Source organism: Flavobacterium xylosi, assembly GCF_042787345.1.
GTDB classification, from domain to species: domain Bacteria; phylum Bacteroidota; class Bacteroidia; order Flavobacteriales; family Flavobacteriaceae; genus Flavobacterium; species Flavobacterium xylosi.
In genome coordinates, this window is sequence record NZ_JBHZPZ010000003.1 from 1 (window position 1) to 20,590 (window position 20,590).

Below are 20,590 nucleotides of genomic sequence, written 5' to 3' on the forward strand. Positions count from 1 at the left end.
ATGAGAAAATTATAGAAATACAAGAGAAATTAAACAATAGACCAAGAAAAAGATTTAATTTTGAAACACCTAATTATATGTTTAATCAAAAAGTTGCATTTATAACTTGAATCCTGCATATTTTAAATGCTACACAATTACGAACCGATGATGATAAAAGTGTTTTAACCGAAATAGGTTATTTCATAAAACAAAATGGTTCGAAAGCAAAAGAGAGAATTATTTTTGTTATAAATAGAATAGACGCGCTTGATCCTGAAAAAAATCCAAAAACCGAAACATTAGATATTATACTAGAGAAATGTAAAAGTTATTTGACTAATGAGTTTGGAATTGACTCTCCAAAAATATTTCCAATGTCTGCCCAATTTGCAAAATTATCTCTAATGGAAGTGTCTTCGTTAGGGAGAAAAGAAAAAGATGAATTGGGTCGTTTTAAACACAATATATTACCCAATGAAAAAGAAAAACATCCAGGAGTCGATTTAATAGAGGCTTCACCAATATCCCAAAAACAAAAAGACAGACTTTATGAAGAAGCAAACAAAGATGAACATAAAGCTTGCTTGCATTATTCAGGATTAACAGCCTTACAGCTTTACATTAACGATTACGTGAACAATACTCACAAAATCGAATTTGCAAACGAATTAATTAAAGCTTTAAAACCTGTTTTAAATAATGTAATTATTGAACACAAAAAAGCATATTTTTCTTCTGAAGAAGAAATTACAAAATGTAATGAAGACTTAGAAAAAATCAGCCCATTTTTATCGGAAAAATGTCAGGAAGTTAAAAAAAAACTTTCAGATAAAATAAATAATATCAATACTGATAATTTAGAATTGAATGGATTAAAACAAAAAGTATTTAAAAGCTTTGATGACATATTGTTAAAATTAAACAAAACTAAAGTAGAAGTTCCAGTAGCAAAAAAACTTATAGCCGAAGCTAACTCAATATGCCTAAATCTGGCAGCTAGTTTATCTAGTACAATTAACAACGAAAACGAGTCTGTTTTTAAGACGGTTAAATCAGAAATCCAAAATATGATTGAAGAATCATTTAAGCAATTGGTCACCGATGCAAAACTTTCGGATCAAAATGCGAGTATGCTAAAAAATCACATCCAAATTAATGTCAACTCATCAATAGACAAATATAAAAGTAAAGAAATTTTGACAAAAATAGTATCAGTATCTCGGTGGTACAATCCTTTTTCGTGGGGTAAAACTGAAATAGTAACAGAGCAAGGTGATATAGAGTATGTTAATTTAAAGGAGCTTTATGATTTTAATTTCAGACCAAATCAAGTAGTGGTAATAAAAAAAATAGATGAAGCTATTTCATTTTATAAAAAAGGAGTAGAAGATTTAAAAAAAGAAGGGGTGTCAAAAATTAATGAAATTGAGGAAAATCTTAAAGAAAAAATTGATCAAGAAAAATGTATTAAAACTCAAATTGACTTATCTGAATCTGTAAAAATAAAGAAAGAAAAAGAGTTGAAAAAAATGGAGTTTTATCAAAATGCGCTTGAAATAATAATAAATTAAAAATGAAAGACTATAAAGATTTTACCAATTTTGCAGGATATGTTCGGGATAATTTACTTTTTGATATTAAATTAGAGCTTACCAATATGGTTATTCTTTTGAAAGGGAATAGACAAAAAATCGATGATGCAATTGAGTATGCTAAAACCAATTCTGATTTTGATTTTGAAATACACCAACCCTCACATCCCAATATTCCTTTAGATACCGACGAAGATAAATTCGTATATGAAAAAGGGGAATTATTAGCAAATTTTTCAAAAGAAAGGTTAGATGAAGTGTTTAGATTGTATCCTTTAATGTGTAAAGAAAAAAATATTTCTCAGGATCCAAATGATGACAATGATATTTCTAATTCCACGAATAACAATATTATAAAAAATGTTGCCATTGGAGCGGGAGTTGTTGTCGGGTCTTATTTGTTGTATCAACTATTTAAATAAAAAATGAAAGAAATAATAACAAAACAGCAAGAACAAGAAAATTTGTTTTTAAACACTTTAAGAACACTAGACAAGCAATATTTAAATGATCATTCTTATGATTTGGTTGATTTACAAATAGATGAAATTGATTTTGGAACTTCTGTTGGCTTTCTACATTTGGAAAAAATTGTGTTTGAGAAAGATGCCAAAATAATAGACAAACTATCTTCAGTTTACAGTGCTATATATTCTGAAAGGGCAACATTATTAATGAAATTAATTTCAGACGGAAAGTCATGTGGTGTTTATATTGGGATTAAGAAAGAAAATGTTTCCGCTTTAAGTGGTAAAGTGTTAAAAGGAGCATTAGAAGGAAACTTTCCAGGAACTACATTTGTTGATGATTCTGGTTTAAAGGGGAATGAAATAGCAAAACTTAATAATGATTTTTTTGAAAATATTAGAGAAATAACTACTGTTTTAGGGGTGCCATCATTAAAAAACAAGGAGGAGGAGGATATTTTTTTACAAGGAATCGAAAATCTTATATTAGGAATGCAGGGAAAACCATTTTCTGCTTTATTTATTGCTGACCCAATTGCTATATCTGAAATTGAAGATGCAAAACTTTTTTATGAAAACGTATATACTGAACTTTCTATTTTAAAAGAACAAACATATAATTTAGGTTCAAATGAATCCATGGCTCTTGCTAAAAGTTCTACTGTTACTATTGGTAGTTCTTTTTCAGAGTCAGAATCTAAATCAGAGTCAGAATCTAAATCTGAAGGAAAGACAAAAGGAACAAATAAATCTAATGCAAAAAGTCCATGGATAGGAAAAGCGATTAAAAATAAAATATTTGGTTCTAATAATTTGACTGGTGGTGTTTCTAATTCTACTTCCACAACGGATTCCACATCAAAATCACTAACTAATGGTGTAACTAGCTCTATAAATAAAAACATTGGATTAACAGATTCTAACACTAAAACACAGGGCTCTTCAAGCGGAATACAGTTCACACAAGAAAACAAAACCGTTTCAAATGCTTTAGAAAAATTGGATTTGCAGTTCGAAAGATTAAAAAAAGGAGAAAGTGTAGGATTATGGAACGTGGGTGCTTTTTTCTTATCTAAATCTACACCTACTGAAATGCAACATAGTATTGTTGCAGCTAATATTTATAATGGAATTGTTAAAGGAGAAGAAACAGGAGTTGAAAAATCAGCCGTTCGAACTTTTGATAATACTTCTGAAAATGATTCGAATGATTTTGATGCACTTTTAAGTAGTCTGAAAAATTATGAAATTCCAACCATCAAACTTCATGATTTTGATCATTATAATAAATTAGCAACTATCATTACTACTAATGAACTTTCTATTGCTATGAGTTTTCCGCACAAGTCTTTCATAGGAATGGATGTTATAGAAGTTGCTCCATTTGGTAATAATATAAAAGCCGTAGCCAAAGAAAAATCGGTTACTGTTGGAAAACTTTACAATTATGAAAAAGAGTTTAATGTAGATTTCAATCTTGATCTAGAAAAGTTTACGGGTCATGTTTTTGTGACTGGAAGTACTGGTTCTGGTAAATCGAATGCAACATATACGATCATAAAGCAGTTGATGCACAACGACTTAAGTTTATGGTTATAGAACCCGCAAAAGGAGAATATAAAGATATTTTTGGAAATAGAAAGGACGTTACGGTTTTTAGTACGAATCCAGAATTGAGCCATTTATTACAACTGAATCCTTTTAGTTTTCCATCCACAATGCATATTTACGAGCATATTGATCGCTTAATTGAAATTCTTAATTCGTGCTGGACTATGGAAGCTGCTATGCCAGCATTTTTAAAAGAAGCGGTTGTGCAATTATATATTAATAAAGGCTGGGATCTAGAAAGATCTAAAAATTTAATTCAAGAAAATTATTTCCCTACTTTTAAAGATTTAGCTGATTTATTACCTACGTTAATTGAAAATTCGGCTTTTTCACCGGAGGTAAAAGGAAATTATACAGGAGCTTTGGTTACGAGAGTTAAAAGTATGACCAATGGATTGTTGAAATTAATTTTTACTGAAAAAGAAATTGCGCCCGAAAAACTATTTGATGAGAATGTAATTATCGATTTATCTAGAGTTGCTTCAACGGAAACGAAATCCTTATTGATGGGAATTTTATTTATGAAATTACAAGAGTATCGAATGACCACAAGTATGTCAAGTAATGCTAAACTGAAACACGTTGCAATAATAGAAGAAGCACATAATTTGATTAAAAGAACAAGTTCGGAACAATCACAAGGTGGAGCAAATCTACAAGGGAAATCAGTAGAAATGATTTCTAATGCCATTGCTGAAATGAGAACTTATGGTCAAGGCTTTGTTTTAGCTGATCAAGCTCCTGGATTATTGGATCCTTCTGCTATTAGAAACACCAATACTAAAATTTGTTTGAGACTTCCATTTAAGGAAGATCGTGAATTAGTTGGTAAAGCAATGAATTTAACAGATGATCAGATAAATGAGCTTGCTAAACTAAAAACAGGTGTGGCGGCTGTTTATCAAAATGATTGGCAAGAAGCCGTTTTGTGTAAGTTTAGTGAATTTAAAAATTTAAATAAGATATATGATTTTAAATCAAAAGAAGCACTTAAAACGAAAATTATTTGTTTTTTGGCAAAACAAATTGTAGCTACAAGATTAAGGAATAAGATTGATGAAGAGAAATTAGCAAAATTATCCAAAGGTGAATTTAGAACTTTAGTGAAACAGATAAAGGATGATAAACTATTAGAGGATGATAAAGCAAAAATCTTGTTTGATTTGTTAGAAGTAACAAACGTTATAAAAATAGTAAATTCAAATAATGATGCAAATAGCAAAAATAATTGGAATAGAATGTTTTCAAAATTATTAGTTACGAAATGGTCTTTTAAACCTGATAGTTTGGAGTTTAAAGAAATTAATAATTTAGTTTTAAAATATTGTGCATTAAAAAACGATGATTTTTTTATGCTTTATAAATTCAATAGAGATAAATTAAGGATGTCTAACTAATTTAAAACAAATATAATATGAGTATTTTTAGCGCAACTATAATTGAAGCTGGCAAACAAGGTGTTAAAGAATTAGGAAAAGCGATTTCTGAAGGAGTCAAAGAAGGAATTAAAGGGGGTGCAGATAAACTTTCTGAAGGAATAAAAGAAAAATATCTACAAAAGGAAACTGCGCCTGTGAATGAAATTTCAGAAAATATTCCTTCTGACCTTAAAGAAATTTCTAATGAAGTAGCAGAAGTCGAGCAAGCCATAGATTTTCAACCAGAAGCAATTCTTGAGAATGCTGATGGGATTAAGGTGAATTTAACTTCTATTCAGGGTAAATTAAATGATTTTGTCAAAGGATTTAATGACAATTTAGCAAACAACGCTTCTACTGGGGAACATGTTGATCATATATTGGATAAGGGATTAGATATTGGAAATGATATTAATACTTATGTGAAAGATATTAAAGAAAGATTAAGTCAAGCAGGTATCGATGTTGATAAAATATTAGAAAAAATTAATTCAGTAGAAAATTATAGTGATTTAGATGATGCTGAATTAGACGAATCTGATTTTGATGGTGAATAACTGAGGACACTATCACATAAAGTTTATAAGAAATAAAAAAAGGTTTGACTTTTCAAGTAAAAGCAAACCTTTTTTTATTTCAATAATTCTCAAACCCCTTTCTCAACTCCTCCTTAATTTCCTTCGCCAGCCATTTAGGCTCAATTACCTTAACCAAACTCCCGTATTTCAAAATCTGTTGTCGGAATTCAAAATTGGGATGAATGCGTAATTCAATGTCAAAAGTGGTTTCGTTTCCGGTGATAATTTCTTTTTGGGAGGTGTGTAATGATAAGGATTCTAAATACGGCTTTTGGGAGTTATGAAAGGACAATAGTATTTTTACCATTTTGTGGTCTACATAATTCAAACCAATAACGTGGCTGAACTTGTCTTTTGCTTCTTCAGTTTTTGGTTTAAATTTTTTGGTTCCAATTGTGATATTTTCAATCCTGTCAATGCCAAAAGTTCTATATCCTTTTTCAGTTTCGCCAATGATGTACCAGCGGTTTTGGTATTGTTTGAGGAAATAGGGTTTTAGCGTATATAGTTCTTCTTTTAAATGATAAAAACTATGATGGTTAAATGTCATAGGCAATTGTTGCTGGATAGCATTCAAAACGGTTTTAAAATTAGGAAGGGTTTCGATTGCCGCCCTGTTTTCGAATTCTACAAAAGATAAGGCATTGTTTTTTTCTTTTAAGTTGGTCGAAAAAAGTTCTGCCGTAGCCAATATTTCCAATAGACTAAGGAATGATTCGGGATTCGTACTTTTTTCTTCATCAAAAAAATAACCATCATTGTTGTAGTCAAACACAATTTCAATCCCGAAATCTCTTGCTAATGTTTCTTTAAGTCTGTAAAAAGTCCGTTCATTAAACCCTTTGTCATTGTCTTCAAAATAATTTAAAATATCTTGTTTGGTTTTGTATGGATTTCGCTTTAAATAAGCCAATAACAGGCTTATTCTTCGCAATTGGGTAAGATTTAAATTCTGATTTTCTGACATAATAATTTCTTTACATTACAAACGTACTGTTTTATACTGCTAAATAATGTCAGTAGCTTTATTTATGAAATAATTATAGGGCTGACATCAATTGACAGTCTGCTGACCTAGTATTGCAGTATTAATTTAAAAAACAACTCAGTATGAAAAATCTATTCAAAAAACAAAAAACAGAGCTAGACTTTAGCAATTTAGGTGCGATTTTAAGCACAAGTGTCGCTACAGGAGTAGCTATTGCCAAATATTCAGGTAAAAACCCTAAAACTGCCGGTATTATTAGTGCAGGGTTATCATTATTGGTTTAATTACCGCTATGGATGATGACATCCCCAGTCAAAATTCCAACAAAAACTAAAAGCTGATAATAATATCCAATTTACTATTTTTTAACTAGACGAAAGTCACAACAAATTCACAATTATGTTATTTCAAGTATTACTAAATATTATCGTAGCTATTATTAAGTTTGCGATGTGGGTTTTGGTTGCATTGGTTGCAATACCTTTTGGAATCTATATGTTTTTACTTAAATATTTTCCGGGATTTACCCATAACGCTAGTTTTTGGTTTTGGTCTGTTTTTTCCATATTATCAATAATAGGTTTCGTTTTGTTGTGGAGACCTATTATGTGGGTAGTTGGTGGTATTCAACTGCTAGGAGCAGTTCAATAAGTAATGCAAATGTTAAGATTCGAAGTTAATTTTTAGGTTTGCTGAGAAAGTCTTATTAGTCAAATTCAGAAATTCTTAATATTAAATACAACAGTAGGATTAATATCAGCATTGTAGATAACAATTTTATCTATGATGCTGATTACTAAAATGTGAATCATCGTCGATGGTTAACAGGACTTCACTATTCTATTTGAAAACTATTTTGGTAAATCAGCAGTGTTTCTTTTTTTCTGAAATGTGGTTTTTGATTGGAGTAGGTAGGTGGCTGTAGTAGAAGTTTATCATTAAATTGCAATAAGTTGAATTGCAAATCTTCCAAACTGAAGGATTCTATTTTTAGCTCGTAGCTGCCTACGAAACCAATTGCCTGCTGTTCCACATAAATTCCGGGATTATATTCTTCTTTAATCTCTATTTTAGTCTTGTTGTATGTTGGAAAAAGTAACAAATCCTGATCTATATCAGCGATTTGTAGTTTTTTGATTTTCTTGGCTTTGTACCAAATCTCGATTTGGTTTTTTGACGAGTCCAATAAACCAGACCATTTTTTGCCCGGCAGGTGCTCTGTCGAAGCAATACCAGGTATTTTAAGGTAATAATAGAAGAATGGGTCCAATAAGGCTTTTTCTAACGGAAGTTTCATTCTGGCTGCCACTTTCATACACTCCTTGAGGTCATCATCATTGCATTCGAATTTTTTTAGGGTCCAACTTTCCCCGTGAAAATTTATTTTGAGTTTTTGCATTGAAACTATGGGTTGAAAAAGTTGCAAGTTTATTGGTTATTAAGTCATTAGCATTTGACATTCTTCAATAACAGAGCTCCTCAAAAAAGTCTTCAGTTTGCTTTTCAAAAATAGCTACTGGAATTTGGTGTGCCAATTCATTTATTATTTGAATTGTACACTCTTTTAACTCGCTAAAATTTTGTGACAGAAAAACCAAATTGTCTTTGGCTTTAATCACATCATCCTGACCGCCCAAAACTATTCGCATCAGTGGTGATCGTTTTTTTGGTAAATCTGAAGGAATGTTTTGCACGACACTATTTCTGTAGGGTAATGCCGGATTGTACAACAAAGCATAAATACCCAGACTATTTGCCAGATGATAGGCAGCAAAACCGCCCATGCTGCTACCAATTATGGCGTTTATATTTTGATTTTTAAATTTGTCGTATAGATTTTGAATTGCATCAGGGTTCGATTTGTAATCTAATTCCGGTGCAATAACATTACCGTATTTTTCGAGAATTACTCTTTTTTCGTCGCTTAATTTGCTTTCGAGCCCGTGGAGGTAGAGGATGTTCATGGTTTAGTATTTTGTTTAAATATAAGTGCTTTTTTCAAAAGAATTATTAATTAAAACGTAAATTTAATAAGGTATTTCTTTTAAAATCTAATTTCCAAAGCGCACTGTGCTACTCCGTTCGGGTTCACATTTATTGCTGATTTCAGAGTTGAAATTATTGACAGAATGCAGAGTATGCGCTACTTCGGTATGATTTGCCAATTTTTTTAATAAGGTATTGGTTCTGTCGAGGCCAAGCCATTTTAATTTTTAGATAACATAGAGTCATCCTTAACGTAGCGGCGTTTTCTATGTTTTTAATCTTACTTAGAAAAAAAACTCCGAGGTGAGGACACTTCGGAGAGTCAGAGATTTCGGAGAGGTGAAACTATTTCGGAAAGGATGAATCAAGTTTTTTGTTTTGACAAAAATTCATTTCCTATTTTTTCAATACAGAAGTTGAGATTATTTTTGATGTCTTTACTCCAAAAGCGAATTACTGTCCAATCGTTTTGTTGTAAAAACTGATTTACTTCGTTATCCCGCTCTATGTTACGCTCAATTTTTTTATGCCAAAACCCTTGGTTGGATTTAATACGGTCTTTTTCAGTAACCCAATCTTTACCATGAAAGAATTCGCTATCGACGAAAATGGCGATTTTGTATTTTTTAAAAGTAAGGTCGGGTTTACCAAAAATGGTTTTGTTATTCTTTCTATATCGATATCCTAAATGCCACAATGCTTTTGCCAGACGGGTTTCATCTTTGGTTCCGGTACTTTTGATGGCACGCATGTTTTTTGAGCGTTGGGATGGCGTGTGTACGTCCATAATCTTTAATTCTAAAATAGTAACATAATATTAATTAATTTCATTAATTGTTGAAACATAATAAGAAGCATAATATATCTGTTTAGTTGTTGGAGAAAAGCCATCATTTAATGTTTTTCCAATTTCACTAAAAACGGAATCATATTTTACTCCTTTAATTTTAGCAATGCTTCCCACTTTTTCAAAGACAGAAATTACATTTTCCGATTTATCGATAGAAGAATTGTATTTTTTTACTACATAGTCAAATGTGTCCTCAAGTAATTTGTTGTTTTCATAATTGATATTGTCAAATATTTCAGGCTGATTGGTTCTGGTTTTTTGGATTATATTTTCTTCAAAAGAAACTAATTCCGGAGTCAAGTCCTCTCTTTGTTGAATTCGTGCAGAAATATTTGATAGTTTATCTTTCTCGTTGTCTGTTATATGTTCCCATAATAAAGAATTCATTTTCTTATAAAATTCCGTTGTTTTGGAATGGATATTAATATAATCATTCAACAATTTAAAATCGACTTCTTTACTTTTTGATTTTGACTTTAATTTCTTTTCCAGCTCTTTTTTGGATATTGAATACTTATCAAATATTTGTAACGAATTATTGGATTGTAGAAATTCTGCTATTTCTTTTGAAGTTGAAATATCATCCCACAATTCTCTCTTCTTACTGTATTCACCCAAGTCATCACTTTTGGCGTATTTCTTAATCAAATCATTAATTAAAATCATTAGGAGTTTTAAATAAACTACTAAATCATCTTCTACTCCTTCCTTATTCCATAATTTTGAAAGGTCAAATGTCTTGTCATTTTTTTTGTTGCTTTCTGTATGTGCATATAAAACAGAGATAGCATAAGGAACAACAGCAGAACGCAATTGTCCAATTGCATTGTTTCTTGTGCCATGAATGTTTTCTAATGATTTGAATAGTATTATTTTAGAAATTAAAAGTTCGTAAAAATTTCTGTCGATATTTACCTTCTTACTATTTTCCTCTGAACTAATGTCCTCAAGGAATTTTCTAAAAATTGCTTCCCCTCCTTTTTTAACCTTGTATGGTTCATCGCCCCAAGAAGAATAATATTTTCCTAATTGTTCTTTCGTAAACCTAAACTCCTTCGGATATTCTTTTTCGATTCTATTTTTACCTGATGCTCCCGCAATCCGCAATTTTGTATTAAACTCTCCCTTGGATTTCTCAAAGAACCATTTGCGCCCGGTAGGGGTTAAAATACTTTCAGAGAGTGCTTTTATTTTGTTTAACTGAGGGCTTCTTGAGCGTAAATCAACCGTACTTACTTTTGATTGAGAATTTGAAAATTCACTTATACTCGAAATTAAATCATCTAATTCCTGCTCTGATACGTTTTTGGCAACATTAATTTTTGCCATAACTTTAACTTTACTAACATCAATCCCGTCTTTTTGACTGAAATAGATACTCGCAGTAGTTTGTCCGCCATTTACAATTTGAAAATCTGAAAGAGATTTAATGTATGTTTTATTATTAATTATCTCAATTTCTTTTTCATTTGCCGTAATTGTAAGCCCATTATTAAAAGCGATAAATTTCTCCGGGTCTTTAGTCAGTGTTTTTCTCATGCCAAGGTTTACACCTCTAAATTGGAGAAATGACCTTACATTTTTCTCAAGTAATCTGGAACTGTACCTTTTATAAAGTTGTGCTAGAATTTCTGCGGGTAAAACACATAAATACGATTCAAAGTTTACCTCATCAGCTGCTTTTATGGCTTCGATTTTATAATCAAATTGTTCTTCAAAATTTATTACTAATTGCTCTCTATTTCCTTGAGAAATCATAACGCCATATAAGAAATTCAAATCTACCAAGCGTTTGATAACAAGTATTTCTTTTTCAACAGTTTCTCTATTCTTAGTGTATTTAATTTTAATAGTTTCATCTTTAAAATCAATTCTCTTTGGCTGTGGAATTTGACCTCTATTTTCGATCGTAGCTGTGGCAGAAACTAGAAAAATTTCAATAACATCAAATTGATCCGCTCCTAAAGAGGAAGACATTTGATTGATTAAAGCATTAATTGCCCCAACATCCTGGATTTCATTTAAATGCCCTTTAATAGCTTTATTTGTGAAGTTAGCTGCTTTTTTAAAAATACCATCATAATAGTCTTTGAGAGAAATCTCAAGATTTTTATTGTCAAGAGAAATTGATTCATCATTCAAAATGAATAATTGCAATCTTTCACCTGAATCATTAATAATATAACCATTAATTTTAACTTGTGAACCATCAATTTCAGATGAATAATAAGTTTCTGTAAAATCTTCCGAATCAATTAATTTTGCATCCAACATTGAAGGAATTATACAATTGATGAACGAACTTTCGTTGATAAACCCATCTTCATCTTGTGATTCTTTGATTAAATCTGACCTATATTTTAAAAACTCTTGAATCTCCATTTAGTATTTTGTTTCATTAATAAGAAAATCTTGTATTAGATTTAATCGAATGTTATACTTTACTGTATTAATTTCAATTGGTAAATTTGATTTATTTAGCTTCGGAAATTTTTCATTATTGCAATTATATGAAGCTTCCTTTATTGGTAAAAATTTGTAAATATCATAAAAATCCAAGTTGCTAAATGTCAGCCCTTTTTGAAACAAAGCATTTAATAAGATTGAGTTGTCCCCAAAATTTTTCAAAACAATGACTTTTATTTCATCAATTAAATTCTTTATAGAAATTCCATTTATTATATCAGTAGCAACAGAAATTACAATTAATTCTAATTCTTTTCCTTTTTCGGAATCTAATTGAAATTCACTAGATATGCGAATATTATTTTTAGAACTTTCGACCGTTTTAATTTCATAATCTTTAAAATCAAGAACAAAATCATGTCCTTCATCATAAGGACCTTTCCACGATTTTAGTACATCATCGACAGTAGAAACTGCATTAGATAACTGGTTTTTCAAAAAAAATAATTCTCCAAACAATCCTTTTATTTGATCAATAGTTAATTTTTCCGATTTTTTGTTTTCAAAAAAAGAACTCCATTTATAGAAAGAATTTATAAACTCTCTTGTATATTCATCTGAATCAGAAATTTCAGAAATTCTATTAAAAATGGATAATATTAAATCATCAAATAAATCATAAAACATTGTGTCTAGTAAAACAATGCACAAACATTTGGAACCCTCGTAGTATTCCAATGATAGGTTTTGCTTAATACTATTTGGTAAATTTAGTGTTGTTTTTTTTGGCAACTCCAGAATTAAGCATCTTTGCAGAGTAAAGTTTAAACCTAAGTTTAAACTAGGTTTTCCTTCAAATGAAAGTCGCTTATAAACAAATTGACTATTACCCGAATATTGAATTGTATCCCAAATAGATTCTATTATTTTATTGTTTACCATTATTCTAATAGTTCTTTAGTTTCTTCAAATTCATATTCAGATTCTTCATCAGATTCTTCATCTTTTGTCTCCGGATTTTTTTCAATATTCTCTAAAATATATTTATTTAAAAGATATGTTCCCCCTACATTTTCTTCTATTGGTGGTATTCCAATAGCATAACCAATGAGAGGTATGGCTAAATCAACATTATCTATATTTTCAATTTCACCTTCTTCTCCCTTTTCTCCGGTTAAGAAGACTTTACGTAAATCCATTAGATAAATTACTAAAAGCCCTTCGGATTCTGGAATTCTTCTTCTATAAATATTTTCAGGAAAGTTTGATTTTTTGACTAATTTTTCAATCTCAGTTTCTGAAACTTCCGGATTTTTATTTCTAATAAAATTTGTTCTAGCTTTTTTTATTTCACTTTCATTAAGAGTAACACTAAAATCTTTACCACTTGTTACAATATTAGAAGATGCCCCAGATGCTGCAAATATTTTTTCATTAATAAGTTTTTCTCTGTAATATCCTCTTTTTGGCCCCCCTCTTTCAGTGAGCTTAATATCTGAACCAAAACCTGTGTCAGCTTTTTTTAATTCGTTTTTACTAGCTCCGGAAGTTTTAATAGCAATTGTCCAATTTGTAAGTTTATTTAAATTGTTCGCTAATTCTAAAAACATTTTAAAAGGTTTAATAAAATCTTCACTAAAAGTATTTGGTAAATCTAATAAAGTCAATAAATTATTAGGTGTTGTTTTTAAAACCAGATAATCATTTTCTTTTACAAAACCATCGCTATTATTTGCATAAAATTCTTTAAATGATTTCCAAGAATGGTTTATTCTATTTTTATCTAAATGAAATTTTGTAGTTTGTAATAAATGGTCAGCGTAAGACCATTTTACGACAGTTGAGTTTTTTAAAATACCAGCTCTAGTTATTTGTAATGTTCCTGGATGAGTTAAGACACGGGTAGCATAATCAATTGGTTTCTTTCCGTCTAATGACATTTGTTTAAATTCAGCTTCAAGTTCTTCAATTGTCCAAGTACATTGGTTAAATTTTTCTAAAGTTTCGTCAGTAGTAAATAATTTACAACAATCTAAATATCCTGGTCTGTAACCAAACCATCTACCCATTTGTAACAAGGTATCTGCATAATTTGTATTTCTAATAAAATAATTTATGGTTAATCCTTCAAGTGTAAAACCTCTTGAAAGTTTATTACCACCAACTACTATATATTTTTTTTCACCCTTGCTATAATCTAATTCATCTTTTGTTAGAGTGTTTACTGCTTTAACATCAACGCCATCGATAGCCAGAAATAGATATTGTTTCACTTCCTCAAAAGTTTTCTTTGTTAAGAATACATCATCATATCCTTCAGGTAAATATGAATGAATATTATTTATCGCATAAGAAAAATATTTAATCCAAATCCTTTCAAACTCCAGAAAAATCGAGCCCTCGTCTTTTAGCCCATCTAAATTAAGACTTCCTTTTAAATCCTTGATATATTTTTCTAATAACCCCTTTGTTTTAGTTTGCCAAGCAGAAAATCTCGAAATATGTATTAGCATTGTATTATGAGGATGAAACAACTTTGAGCTGCTCATTTCTTGTTTTCTGGAAAGTCTAACTGCAATTGAAAGAATATAACATTTAACTGCCTCTTCAAGTGAAACGGGGAGGTTTTTAGGATAATCGTCGAGAATTATTCTCTCACCATCTTCTAGTATATTAGGTCTTGTGGCCCTTGTTCTTTCTTTATAATCTTTATGGTTGGTAAAATCCAGATATCCATTGTGTTTTTCAAAATAAGCATCAAAATCATCCTTATTACTAAAACCTATTACTTCTAAGGGAATTCGAGATGAATCCTTATAAACTCGTGAGGGGAAGCTTTCAACATAATCTGTAACTGCCGGACCAATTAAAGGTTCAATTTTTTTAATTTCCTCAATTCTAGTTTCAAAGAAATTTTTAGGACCTAAATAATTAGACGGCGGAATTAATAATTCTATAAAATCATGAGGGAATAAATTATCAACCTGATCAAATTCTAAGACTGTATTATTTTTAGTGTCTTTTATTTTCCATTTATTTTCCGGAATTTCATTTACATCTTGAAGTACATTTGCAAAAGGAGTTGCCGTATAACCTATATAAGTTTTTTTATTGAACAATGCCAGCAAAGCTCTAATGTGTCCATTAATTTTATTAGCATATTCCTTTCCTTTATGACCTAAATTATTCAAAGAAGCATTATCCGCTTCGTCATCAATGATAATAAAAGGAATATTATGTTTGTCATTATTTTCAATTAAATATTCATTTAACCATAATATCAAATTTTGCAATACACTTGTATTCTTTTTGCAAATTAAAATATTGGTGTTATTAAGCGAAAAATGAGCTCTTTGCATTGCTCTGTTAAAATCACTAGTGCCAGAGGTAGGAACTATAATTTGATTTACATTTTTATATTCGCCTAATTGACCAAAAGAAGAAATTTTACCTACACCATCAAATTTATCTGATCCAAGATAAGGACCAACTACTTCTTTTTCAATCCTTGTTTGGGTTTGCCTTCTCAGGTCTTCCATTATCCCCGACAAAACAATGATTAATTTGTAGCCAACATCAACGGAACTATTTATTACAGCATTAAAATTTGCAGTTTTACCGGATTGCACACTACCAACTACAAGACCTCTTGTAAAAAATACATCATTAGATAAAGGGTCTCCAATTTTTTTAATAATTTCAAGACTAGATCTTTCAGTTTCTTCAACAATAGATTTGGCTCTCCCAATACTTTCTAAATACTTAAGATACCTTGTTCTGTAAGTAATGATTTCATCACTATTCCAATTTAAAACTTCTATTCGTTCTTTAGTAAGCCAGGTTTCTAAATGTGATTGTCGTAATGAAATACTAGGCGCCATACTAGTTGTATGGTTGTGTCTAAATTCTTTAATTGCAATATCAAATATTCGGTCAAATTCAATTAAAGTTAAAATTTTGTAGCCAAACATATTTGAGATAACTTCTAAGGCATCTTGTGTATTTTTTTTTAAAACTTCGGATTCAAAAAAGAATCTATCTACTATACCATTAGTACTTTCATATGTAACGTATTGATTTAAAACATAATTTTTAATATGCTCAATGTAATCTCTATTGTTTCCTTTACTCATCATTGTTTAACTTAAAATTTTAGCTAATTCTTTAGGTAGATTATTTACTTTTATTCCAAGGTTAGGAATAAAGTCTTTTTTAATTTGTTCTTTGGAAAACCCTAATGAAATTAATTTTGAAATTGACTTTAAAATTTCATCATTAGAAATTCCATCTTTTACAGTATCTCCTGACAATTCAACATTTTCAACTTGTCTGATCGTATTTATGAGCGAACTTGAAATTTTAAGTATAAAATTTAACTCGGCTTGTTGCTCTTTTTTAAGTGAACTTTTTAAACTCTTTAACAATGGAAATTCATTGTTTACAGCCAAAAGGACTCCTTTGTTAGTCGCTATTTTATAAAATAATTGGCTATTTTCTTCTTTAGGTTTTGCAGGAAATGATTTAATACCATGATTGAAATACTCTTTTTGAGCCTCATCTTTAAGGGTAATAATTGCACGGTAAAAAGCTTGTTTCAAATCGTAGGGTATATTAATTTGAGATTTAGCTACATTTAGATGAAAAAGATGATCTACTTTATTCCCAATATCTACTTTTAGTCTAGCTAATTGTAATCTAGGCATTTTTCTAATTATACCATTCCATCCACCAAATAGGATTAAACGATCAGCGCGGTATATATAAATACCTTCCATATCCATTAAGCTTCTATTAATAGGAGTCCAGATATTAACAGATTCGTTTGTTTCTTTTATACTTGAATTTGGTAGTACGAATCCTTGTATTTTAATATGGTCGTTTCCAAAATCTCTGTGAAGTGGTTCAATCGCACGTAGTTCATTTCCAGTTGGAAATGGATTAAATGCCCTAACAATTTCATTATTAATCCTTATATTTAAGGGATTAAATTTTCTCTCCATGAAACGATGAAAAACAATGGATAAATATTCACTGGTGTTACTTGTAATTTCGTTTTTTAAAGCATCTTGTTTATTAGAAATGTTTATATAGTTTTCAAATTTGTATAATCCTTTCCATATGACTATTGTGTTTGGATTGAAATCTTCAAATTTATTCAAATGGTTTTCTGAAATGGAATTATATAATTTGATTGTTTCCTCAATTTCTTCTTCTGAATTAATGATAATTCGCCATTCTCCAATTTCTTTTAAATAATTAACATCCCAAGTTAAGCCATAATATTTGGTACTACCTTTTTTTCTAGACAATACTGTAAAACATCTTGTTTGAGAAAAAGATGCTGTTTTTAATCCTAAACCAAATCTGCCCAAATCCCCAAAATCTCTTTCTTGTTCAGGTGATTTACTAGGAAACTGCATATTATTTTTTAAAGAAACCTCATCCATACCATCACCATTATCACTAATAAAAAGAGTAAATGGTTCATCGTCAATTTTTGTTAAAACTTCAATTTTTGTAGCATTTGCAGTTATTGAGTTATCCATCAAATCTGCCAAAGCAGTTTCAAGGCTATAACCTTGTTCCGCAATGGATTTTATCAAAAATTCAGGATTTGGATTCGCTAATTCATAGCTTTTCTTATTTAAAGGCATATCATTTCCTTTATTTTATTTGCGATTCCTTCGGCCATTAATGGTGGTACAGCATTGCCTATTTGTTTAAACGCGGCTGTTCTACCACCTTCAAAAAAGAAATCATCGGGAAATGATTGAATTCTAGCTGCTTCACGAACTGAAATTGAACGTACTTGTTTTAAATCCGGATAAATATAATAATGTCCATCAGCACATATATGAGCCACAACAGTATGACAAACTCCTTTTGGATCAACAACTTGGAATCTGTTTAGAAAAGCGGTTTCGTTTTTGTGTGTTTTTAAGTCTGAAGGTAAATCTGCATAATTTAATCTTCTTCCTTTATTTACCCATAAATCAATCGCAGTTCTGTAAATTTCTAAATCTCTATCATTGTGATTTCTAGCTACATGTTGTGTAGTAAAATCTATACCGTTCCTGATTTTAGATAGTTTTAAGTATTTATTAATCAATTTTGTATAAATAGCTGGTGCTTTTTCTTCTCCTGGCTTCAATTTTGGTAAATCATAAAATAAATCTTTCATGATTTCTCCCTGCATTGGAAATTTGTCAAATGTGGGATATTTTAATTTTTTATTTTTTTTCCAGCCAATCAGAATTACTCTTCTACGATTTTGAAGTACACCAAAATCTTTTGAAGTTAATGTTTTATGTTCTACTATGTACCCTGCGCCATCAATAGCTTCTTTTATTTTCTCCAAGAATTCTCCATTCTTCGCTGACAAAATTCCAGGTACATTTTCAAATACAAACATTTTTGGTTTGTATTTTTTAAGAAACTTAACATAATGGAGGTATAAATGATTTCTTGGATCATCAGCCATACCTTTTGGATCTCTTGCTCTTCCAACAATAGAATATGCTTGACAAGGAGGGCCACCAATTATTAAATCAACATTTTCACTATCCTTGTGGTTATCAATTTTATTGAAAATTTCTTTGATAGTATCATCGGAAATCTCAGTATTGATAACAGTATTTAAAACTTCATTTGGAACACTTTCCCAAAACTGTTTTTGGTCAATGTTTTGTTTTAAATAATCAAAATAAATATCTTCTTGATCATTATCTTTTAAATGATAGTATGCCATTCTTGTTTTTATGGTATTACAAGCGTGACTGTTCATTTCAACATGAGCTATTGGATTAAATCCAGCTCTTTTAAATCCTTCTGACAATCCACCTGCACCCGCAAATAAATCTATATAATTTAATGCCATTATTTATTTTAATTTTATTTCTTTATTATCAACTACTGAAAGATCGAAATCTAAAAACCATGAAAACCTAGAAAGGTAATCGATACTAAAACTAAATTTTCCGTTTTCAATTTTAGAAATTGTTGAACGATTGACCTCCATAATAGCTGCTAATTCATCTTGACTGTACCCTCTTTTTTCTCTTATTTCACGAATGGTTTCACCCATTTTCAAACGACAATCATGAAGATAATTCTCCATTGTAACATCTGTAATTTGAGATTTTGTATTACTCATTTATTATGCTTGTGTAATTTGTCTCGTAATAATTTCAATAGCTTCTTCCTTACTCAAAATGTTATCAAATTCCTGTAAAGACTGTTCATCTTTATATACTCCATTTCGGTCATTCCAACAAAGCCATGCTATTAAATCCAATCTGGACCAAGTATTTAACTCACCTTCTAACTCGTCACCTCTAAGTTCCATTAGTTTATAGTATGGATGCTTTAGTTTTTCCTCTTCATTTATGAATGTATTCATGATAATTACTGTTTATTTAATTAAGCATTAAATTATTTACTCTGGATTGACAAATAAGGTTCCTAAATGTTCCACTTCGTTATCATCAACAACCGTAAGCCAAACATTTGTTTCTACTCCATTAACTCCATTAGAAAGATTAACTTCTATTTTTTGTTCACTCACTTTGATTACTCTTCCTTCCACTTGCGAATAGTCGGGTTTATTGATTGTTACTTTATGGCCAATTAAATCATTGTTATCGACTTCTACCTCTTCTAAATCACCAAGGCGCACAGTATTGATTGTAGGAAAAGATAGTCCAGTATTCAGAGCTTGAATGTCCGCTCTAGGTCTTTCGTCATCTGCAATCACTTCCAAAACAACATACAACTGATTTGGATTTTCTTCTGGTAACGGTGTATGGAATTTAACAATATTTCCTTTTTTAATTGACTTCATAATTAATCCTCTATAATTTATACTTGCTTATTAAGCATATAACAAATATAATTAATACAATGTTATTTAGTGCAATATATTGAACAAATTTTAAATAATTTTTATTGACGAAAATAGACTTTGTTTTTTAGTTCATTTTACGGTTTTCCACATTTTGAGAAAATAATTATTTAATTCCGCACGGTTTAGATTGTCTAGAAACAATTGAAAATCGCACAAGTGAATCAATCCCTCCTTGTTTTCGGGTACTTGTGCCAGTTGTACAAAATTGATGTTTTGGTACAGGGATTTTTCCCTCACAATGTCTTGCATGATGACGAAAATCGCTTGTTGTAAGGTCTTTGTGTCACAATACAAATTGTAACTTTTTAAAAAAACTACAAGGTCGAACTTATGCGAAATTTCATGATACTCAATAGGTAGAAAAGTGAGTTCGCTGGCTTTTAATGTAATCTCATGGAAGATGTATGGTTCGTCAAGACCTTTCATGATTTCGTCGATTCTTTCGGTTGGTTGGATAAAAGCGGTGAATTTCCAGTTTTTTAATTCCGGTGCATTGTCGACTAAATTAATTACGTGGTTAAAATATTCCGGATTGCCATTGGCAGTTAAGATTAGCTCGGATTTATTATTATTATTATTATTATTATTATTATTATTTGGGAAGACAATCATAAAGTCAATTTCCTTGCAATAGTAGCTGAGGTTTTTGTTGATCCAAAAGCTGATGTGTTTTTGGTTTTTAGGGGTTTCGTTGATCAGGTTTTTGATGGTTTGATTGTTGTCTTGGAACCAGTTCCAGAAGGTGTTGATTTTTTTCATATGTTTTGGATTTAAGAATTAGTATTTGCCACCCCGCCCTTCAGGCACCC

At 30.2% G+C, this 20,590-nt stretch carries 20 protein-coding genes and 1 pseudogene; 8 read left to right on the plus strand and 13 right to left on the minus strand.

Features of this window, described 5'->3' with window-relative positions; genetic code table 11:
- The 6 genes and pseudogenes from ACFX5E_RS16235 to ACFX5E_RS02915 all read left to right on the plus strand — a co-directional run.
- A pseudogene (locus tag ACFX5E_RS16235) lies at nt 1-110 on the plus strand (IS30 family transposase); the annotation flags it as partial.
- A 246-nt stretch (nt 111-356) separates the two neighbouring features.
- Nucleotides 357-1,553 (plus strand): hypothetical protein, encoded by a 1,197-nt coding sequence (locus ACFX5E_RS02895; protein ID WP_379853665.1) that lies wholly within the window; start codon nt 357-359, stop codon nt 1,551-1,553.
- A 2-nt stretch (nt 1,554-1,555) separates the two neighbouring features.
- Nucleotides 1,556-1,996, plus strand: a complete 441-nt coding sequence (locus ACFX5E_RS02900) for a hypothetical protein (RefSeq protein ID WP_379853666.1) — start codon at nt 1,556-1,558, stop codon at nt 1,994-1,996.
- Nucleotides 1,997-1,999: 3 nt separating this feature from the next.
- Complete coding sequence (locus tag ACFX5E_RS02905; RefSeq protein ID WP_379853667.1) at nt 2,000-3,640, plus strand: helicase HerA domain-containing protein; 1,641 nt, start codon at nt 2,000-2,002, stop codon at nt 3,638-3,640.
- Between the two features lie 176 nt (nt 3,641-3,816).
- Nucleotides 3,817-5,049 carry an ATP-binding protein gene (locus tag ACFX5E_RS02910; RefSeq protein WP_379853668.1) on the plus strand — a complete coding sequence of 411 codons (1,233 nt, stop codon included), beginning with the start codon at nt 3,817-3,819 and terminating at the stop codon, nt 5,047-5,049.
- 17 nt (nt 5,050-5,066) lie between these two features.
- The gene (locus ACFX5E_RS02915) at nt 5,067-5,627 is read left to right on the plus strand and encodes a hypothetical protein (RefSeq protein ID WP_379853669.1); all 561 of its coding nucleotides are present in this window, start codon (nt 5,067-5,069) and stop codon (nt 5,625-5,627) included.
- A 79-nt stretch (nt 5,628-5,706) separates the two neighbouring features.
- On the opposite strand, the gene ACFX5E_RS02920 is transcribed toward ACFX5E_RS02915, so the two are convergent.
- Entirely contained in the window at nt 5,707-6,615 is a 909-nt protein-coding gene (locus ACFX5E_RS02920) for a helix-turn-helix transcriptional regulator (RefSeq protein WP_379853670.1), read from the minus strand.
- 143 nt (nt 6,616-6,758) lie between these two features.
- On the opposite strand from ACFX5E_RS02920, the gene ACFX5E_RS02925 reads away from it, so the two are divergent.
- A complete protein-coding gene (locus tag ACFX5E_RS02925; protein ID WP_379853671.1) occupies nt 6,759-6,920 on the plus strand; it encodes a hypothetical protein in 162 nt (53 codons plus the stop codon).
- 115 nt (nt 6,921-7,035) lie between these two features.
- Nucleotides 7,036-7,287, plus strand: a complete 252-nt coding sequence (locus ACFX5E_RS02930) for a hypothetical protein (RefSeq protein ID WP_379853672.1) — start codon at nt 7,036-7,038, stop codon at nt 7,285-7,287.
- 184 nt (nt 7,288-7,471) lie between these two features.
- Here ACFX5E_RS02930 and ACFX5E_RS02935 read toward each other — a convergent pair whose 3' ends face one another.
- The 12 genes from ACFX5E_RS02935 to ACFX5E_RS02990 form a co-directional block, all read right to left on the minus strand.
- Nucleotides 7,472-8,035 carry a hypothetical protein gene (locus tag ACFX5E_RS02935; RefSeq protein ID WP_379853673.1) on the minus strand — a complete coding sequence of 188 codons (564 nt, stop codon included), beginning with the start codon at nt 8,033-8,035 and terminating at the stop codon, nt 7,472-7,474.
- Between the two features lie 64 nt (nt 8,036-8,099).
- Complete coding sequence (locus ACFX5E_RS02940; protein ID WP_379853674.1) at nt 8,100-8,600, minus strand: YqiA/YcfP family alpha/beta fold hydrolase; 501 nt, start codon at nt 8,598-8,600, stop codon at nt 8,100-8,102.
- 386 nt (nt 8,601-8,986) lie between these two features.
- Nucleotides 8,987-9,409 carry a very short patch repair endonuclease gene (locus ACFX5E_RS02945; protein ID WP_379853675.1) on the minus strand — a complete coding sequence of 141 codons (423 nt, stop codon included), beginning with the start codon at nt 9,407-9,409 and terminating at the stop codon, nt 8,987-8,989.
- A gap of 30 nt (nt 9,410-9,439) precedes the next feature.
- Nucleotides 9,440-11,854 carry an AIPR family protein gene (locus tag ACFX5E_RS02950; protein ID WP_379853676.1) on the minus strand — a complete coding sequence of 805 codons (2,415 nt, stop codon included), beginning with the start codon at nt 11,852-11,854 and terminating at the stop codon, nt 9,440-9,442.
- Nucleotides 11,855-12,820, minus strand: coding sequence for a PD-(D/E)XK motif protein (locus ACFX5E_RS02955; protein ID WP_379853677.1), 966 nt, complete (start codon nt 12,818-12,820; stop codon nt 11,855-11,857).
- Nucleotides 12,820-16,014, minus strand: a complete 3,195-nt coding sequence (locus ACFX5E_RS02960; protein ID WP_379853678.1) for a Z1 domain-containing protein — start codon at nt 16,012-16,014, stop codon at nt 12,820-12,822. The genes ACFX5E_RS02955 and ACFX5E_RS02960 overlap by 1 nt, the downstream gene beginning before the upstream one ends.
- Before the next feature lie 3 nt (nt 16,015-16,017).
- Entirely contained in the window at nt 16,018-17,532 is a 1,515-nt protein-coding gene (locus ACFX5E_RS02965) for an ATP-binding protein (RefSeq protein WP_379853679.1), read from the minus strand.
- Entirely contained in the window at nt 17,523-18,755 is a 1,233-nt protein-coding gene (locus ACFX5E_RS02970) for a DNA cytosine methyltransferase (RefSeq protein ID WP_379853680.1), read from the minus strand. Before ACFX5E_RS02970 ends, ACFX5E_RS02965 begins: the two co-directional genes overlap by 10 nt.
- Before the next feature lie 3 nt (nt 18,756-18,758).
- Complete coding sequence (locus ACFX5E_RS02975) at nt 18,759-19,031, minus strand: helix-turn-helix domain-containing protein (protein ID WP_379853681.1); 273 nt, start codon at nt 19,029-19,031, stop codon at nt 18,759-18,761.
- 3 nt (nt 19,032-19,034) lie between these two features.
- A complete protein-coding gene (locus tag ACFX5E_RS02980; protein ID WP_379853682.1) occupies nt 19,035-19,223 on the minus strand; it encodes a hypothetical protein in 189 nt (62 codons plus the stop codon).
- Nucleotides 19,224-19,313: 90 nt separating this feature from the next.
- Nucleotides 19,314-19,718: a hypothetical protein gene (locus ACFX5E_RS02985; RefSeq protein ID WP_379853683.1), complete on the minus strand. Its 405-nt coding sequence runs from the start codon at nt 19,716-19,718 to the stop codon at nt 19,314-19,316.
- A 132-nt stretch (nt 19,719-19,850) separates the two neighbouring features.
- A complete protein-coding gene (locus ACFX5E_RS02990; protein ID WP_379853684.1) occupies nt 19,851-20,540 on the minus strand; it encodes a hypothetical protein in 690 nt (229 codons plus the stop codon).
- Nucleotides 20,541-20,590: the final 50 nt, after the last annotated feature.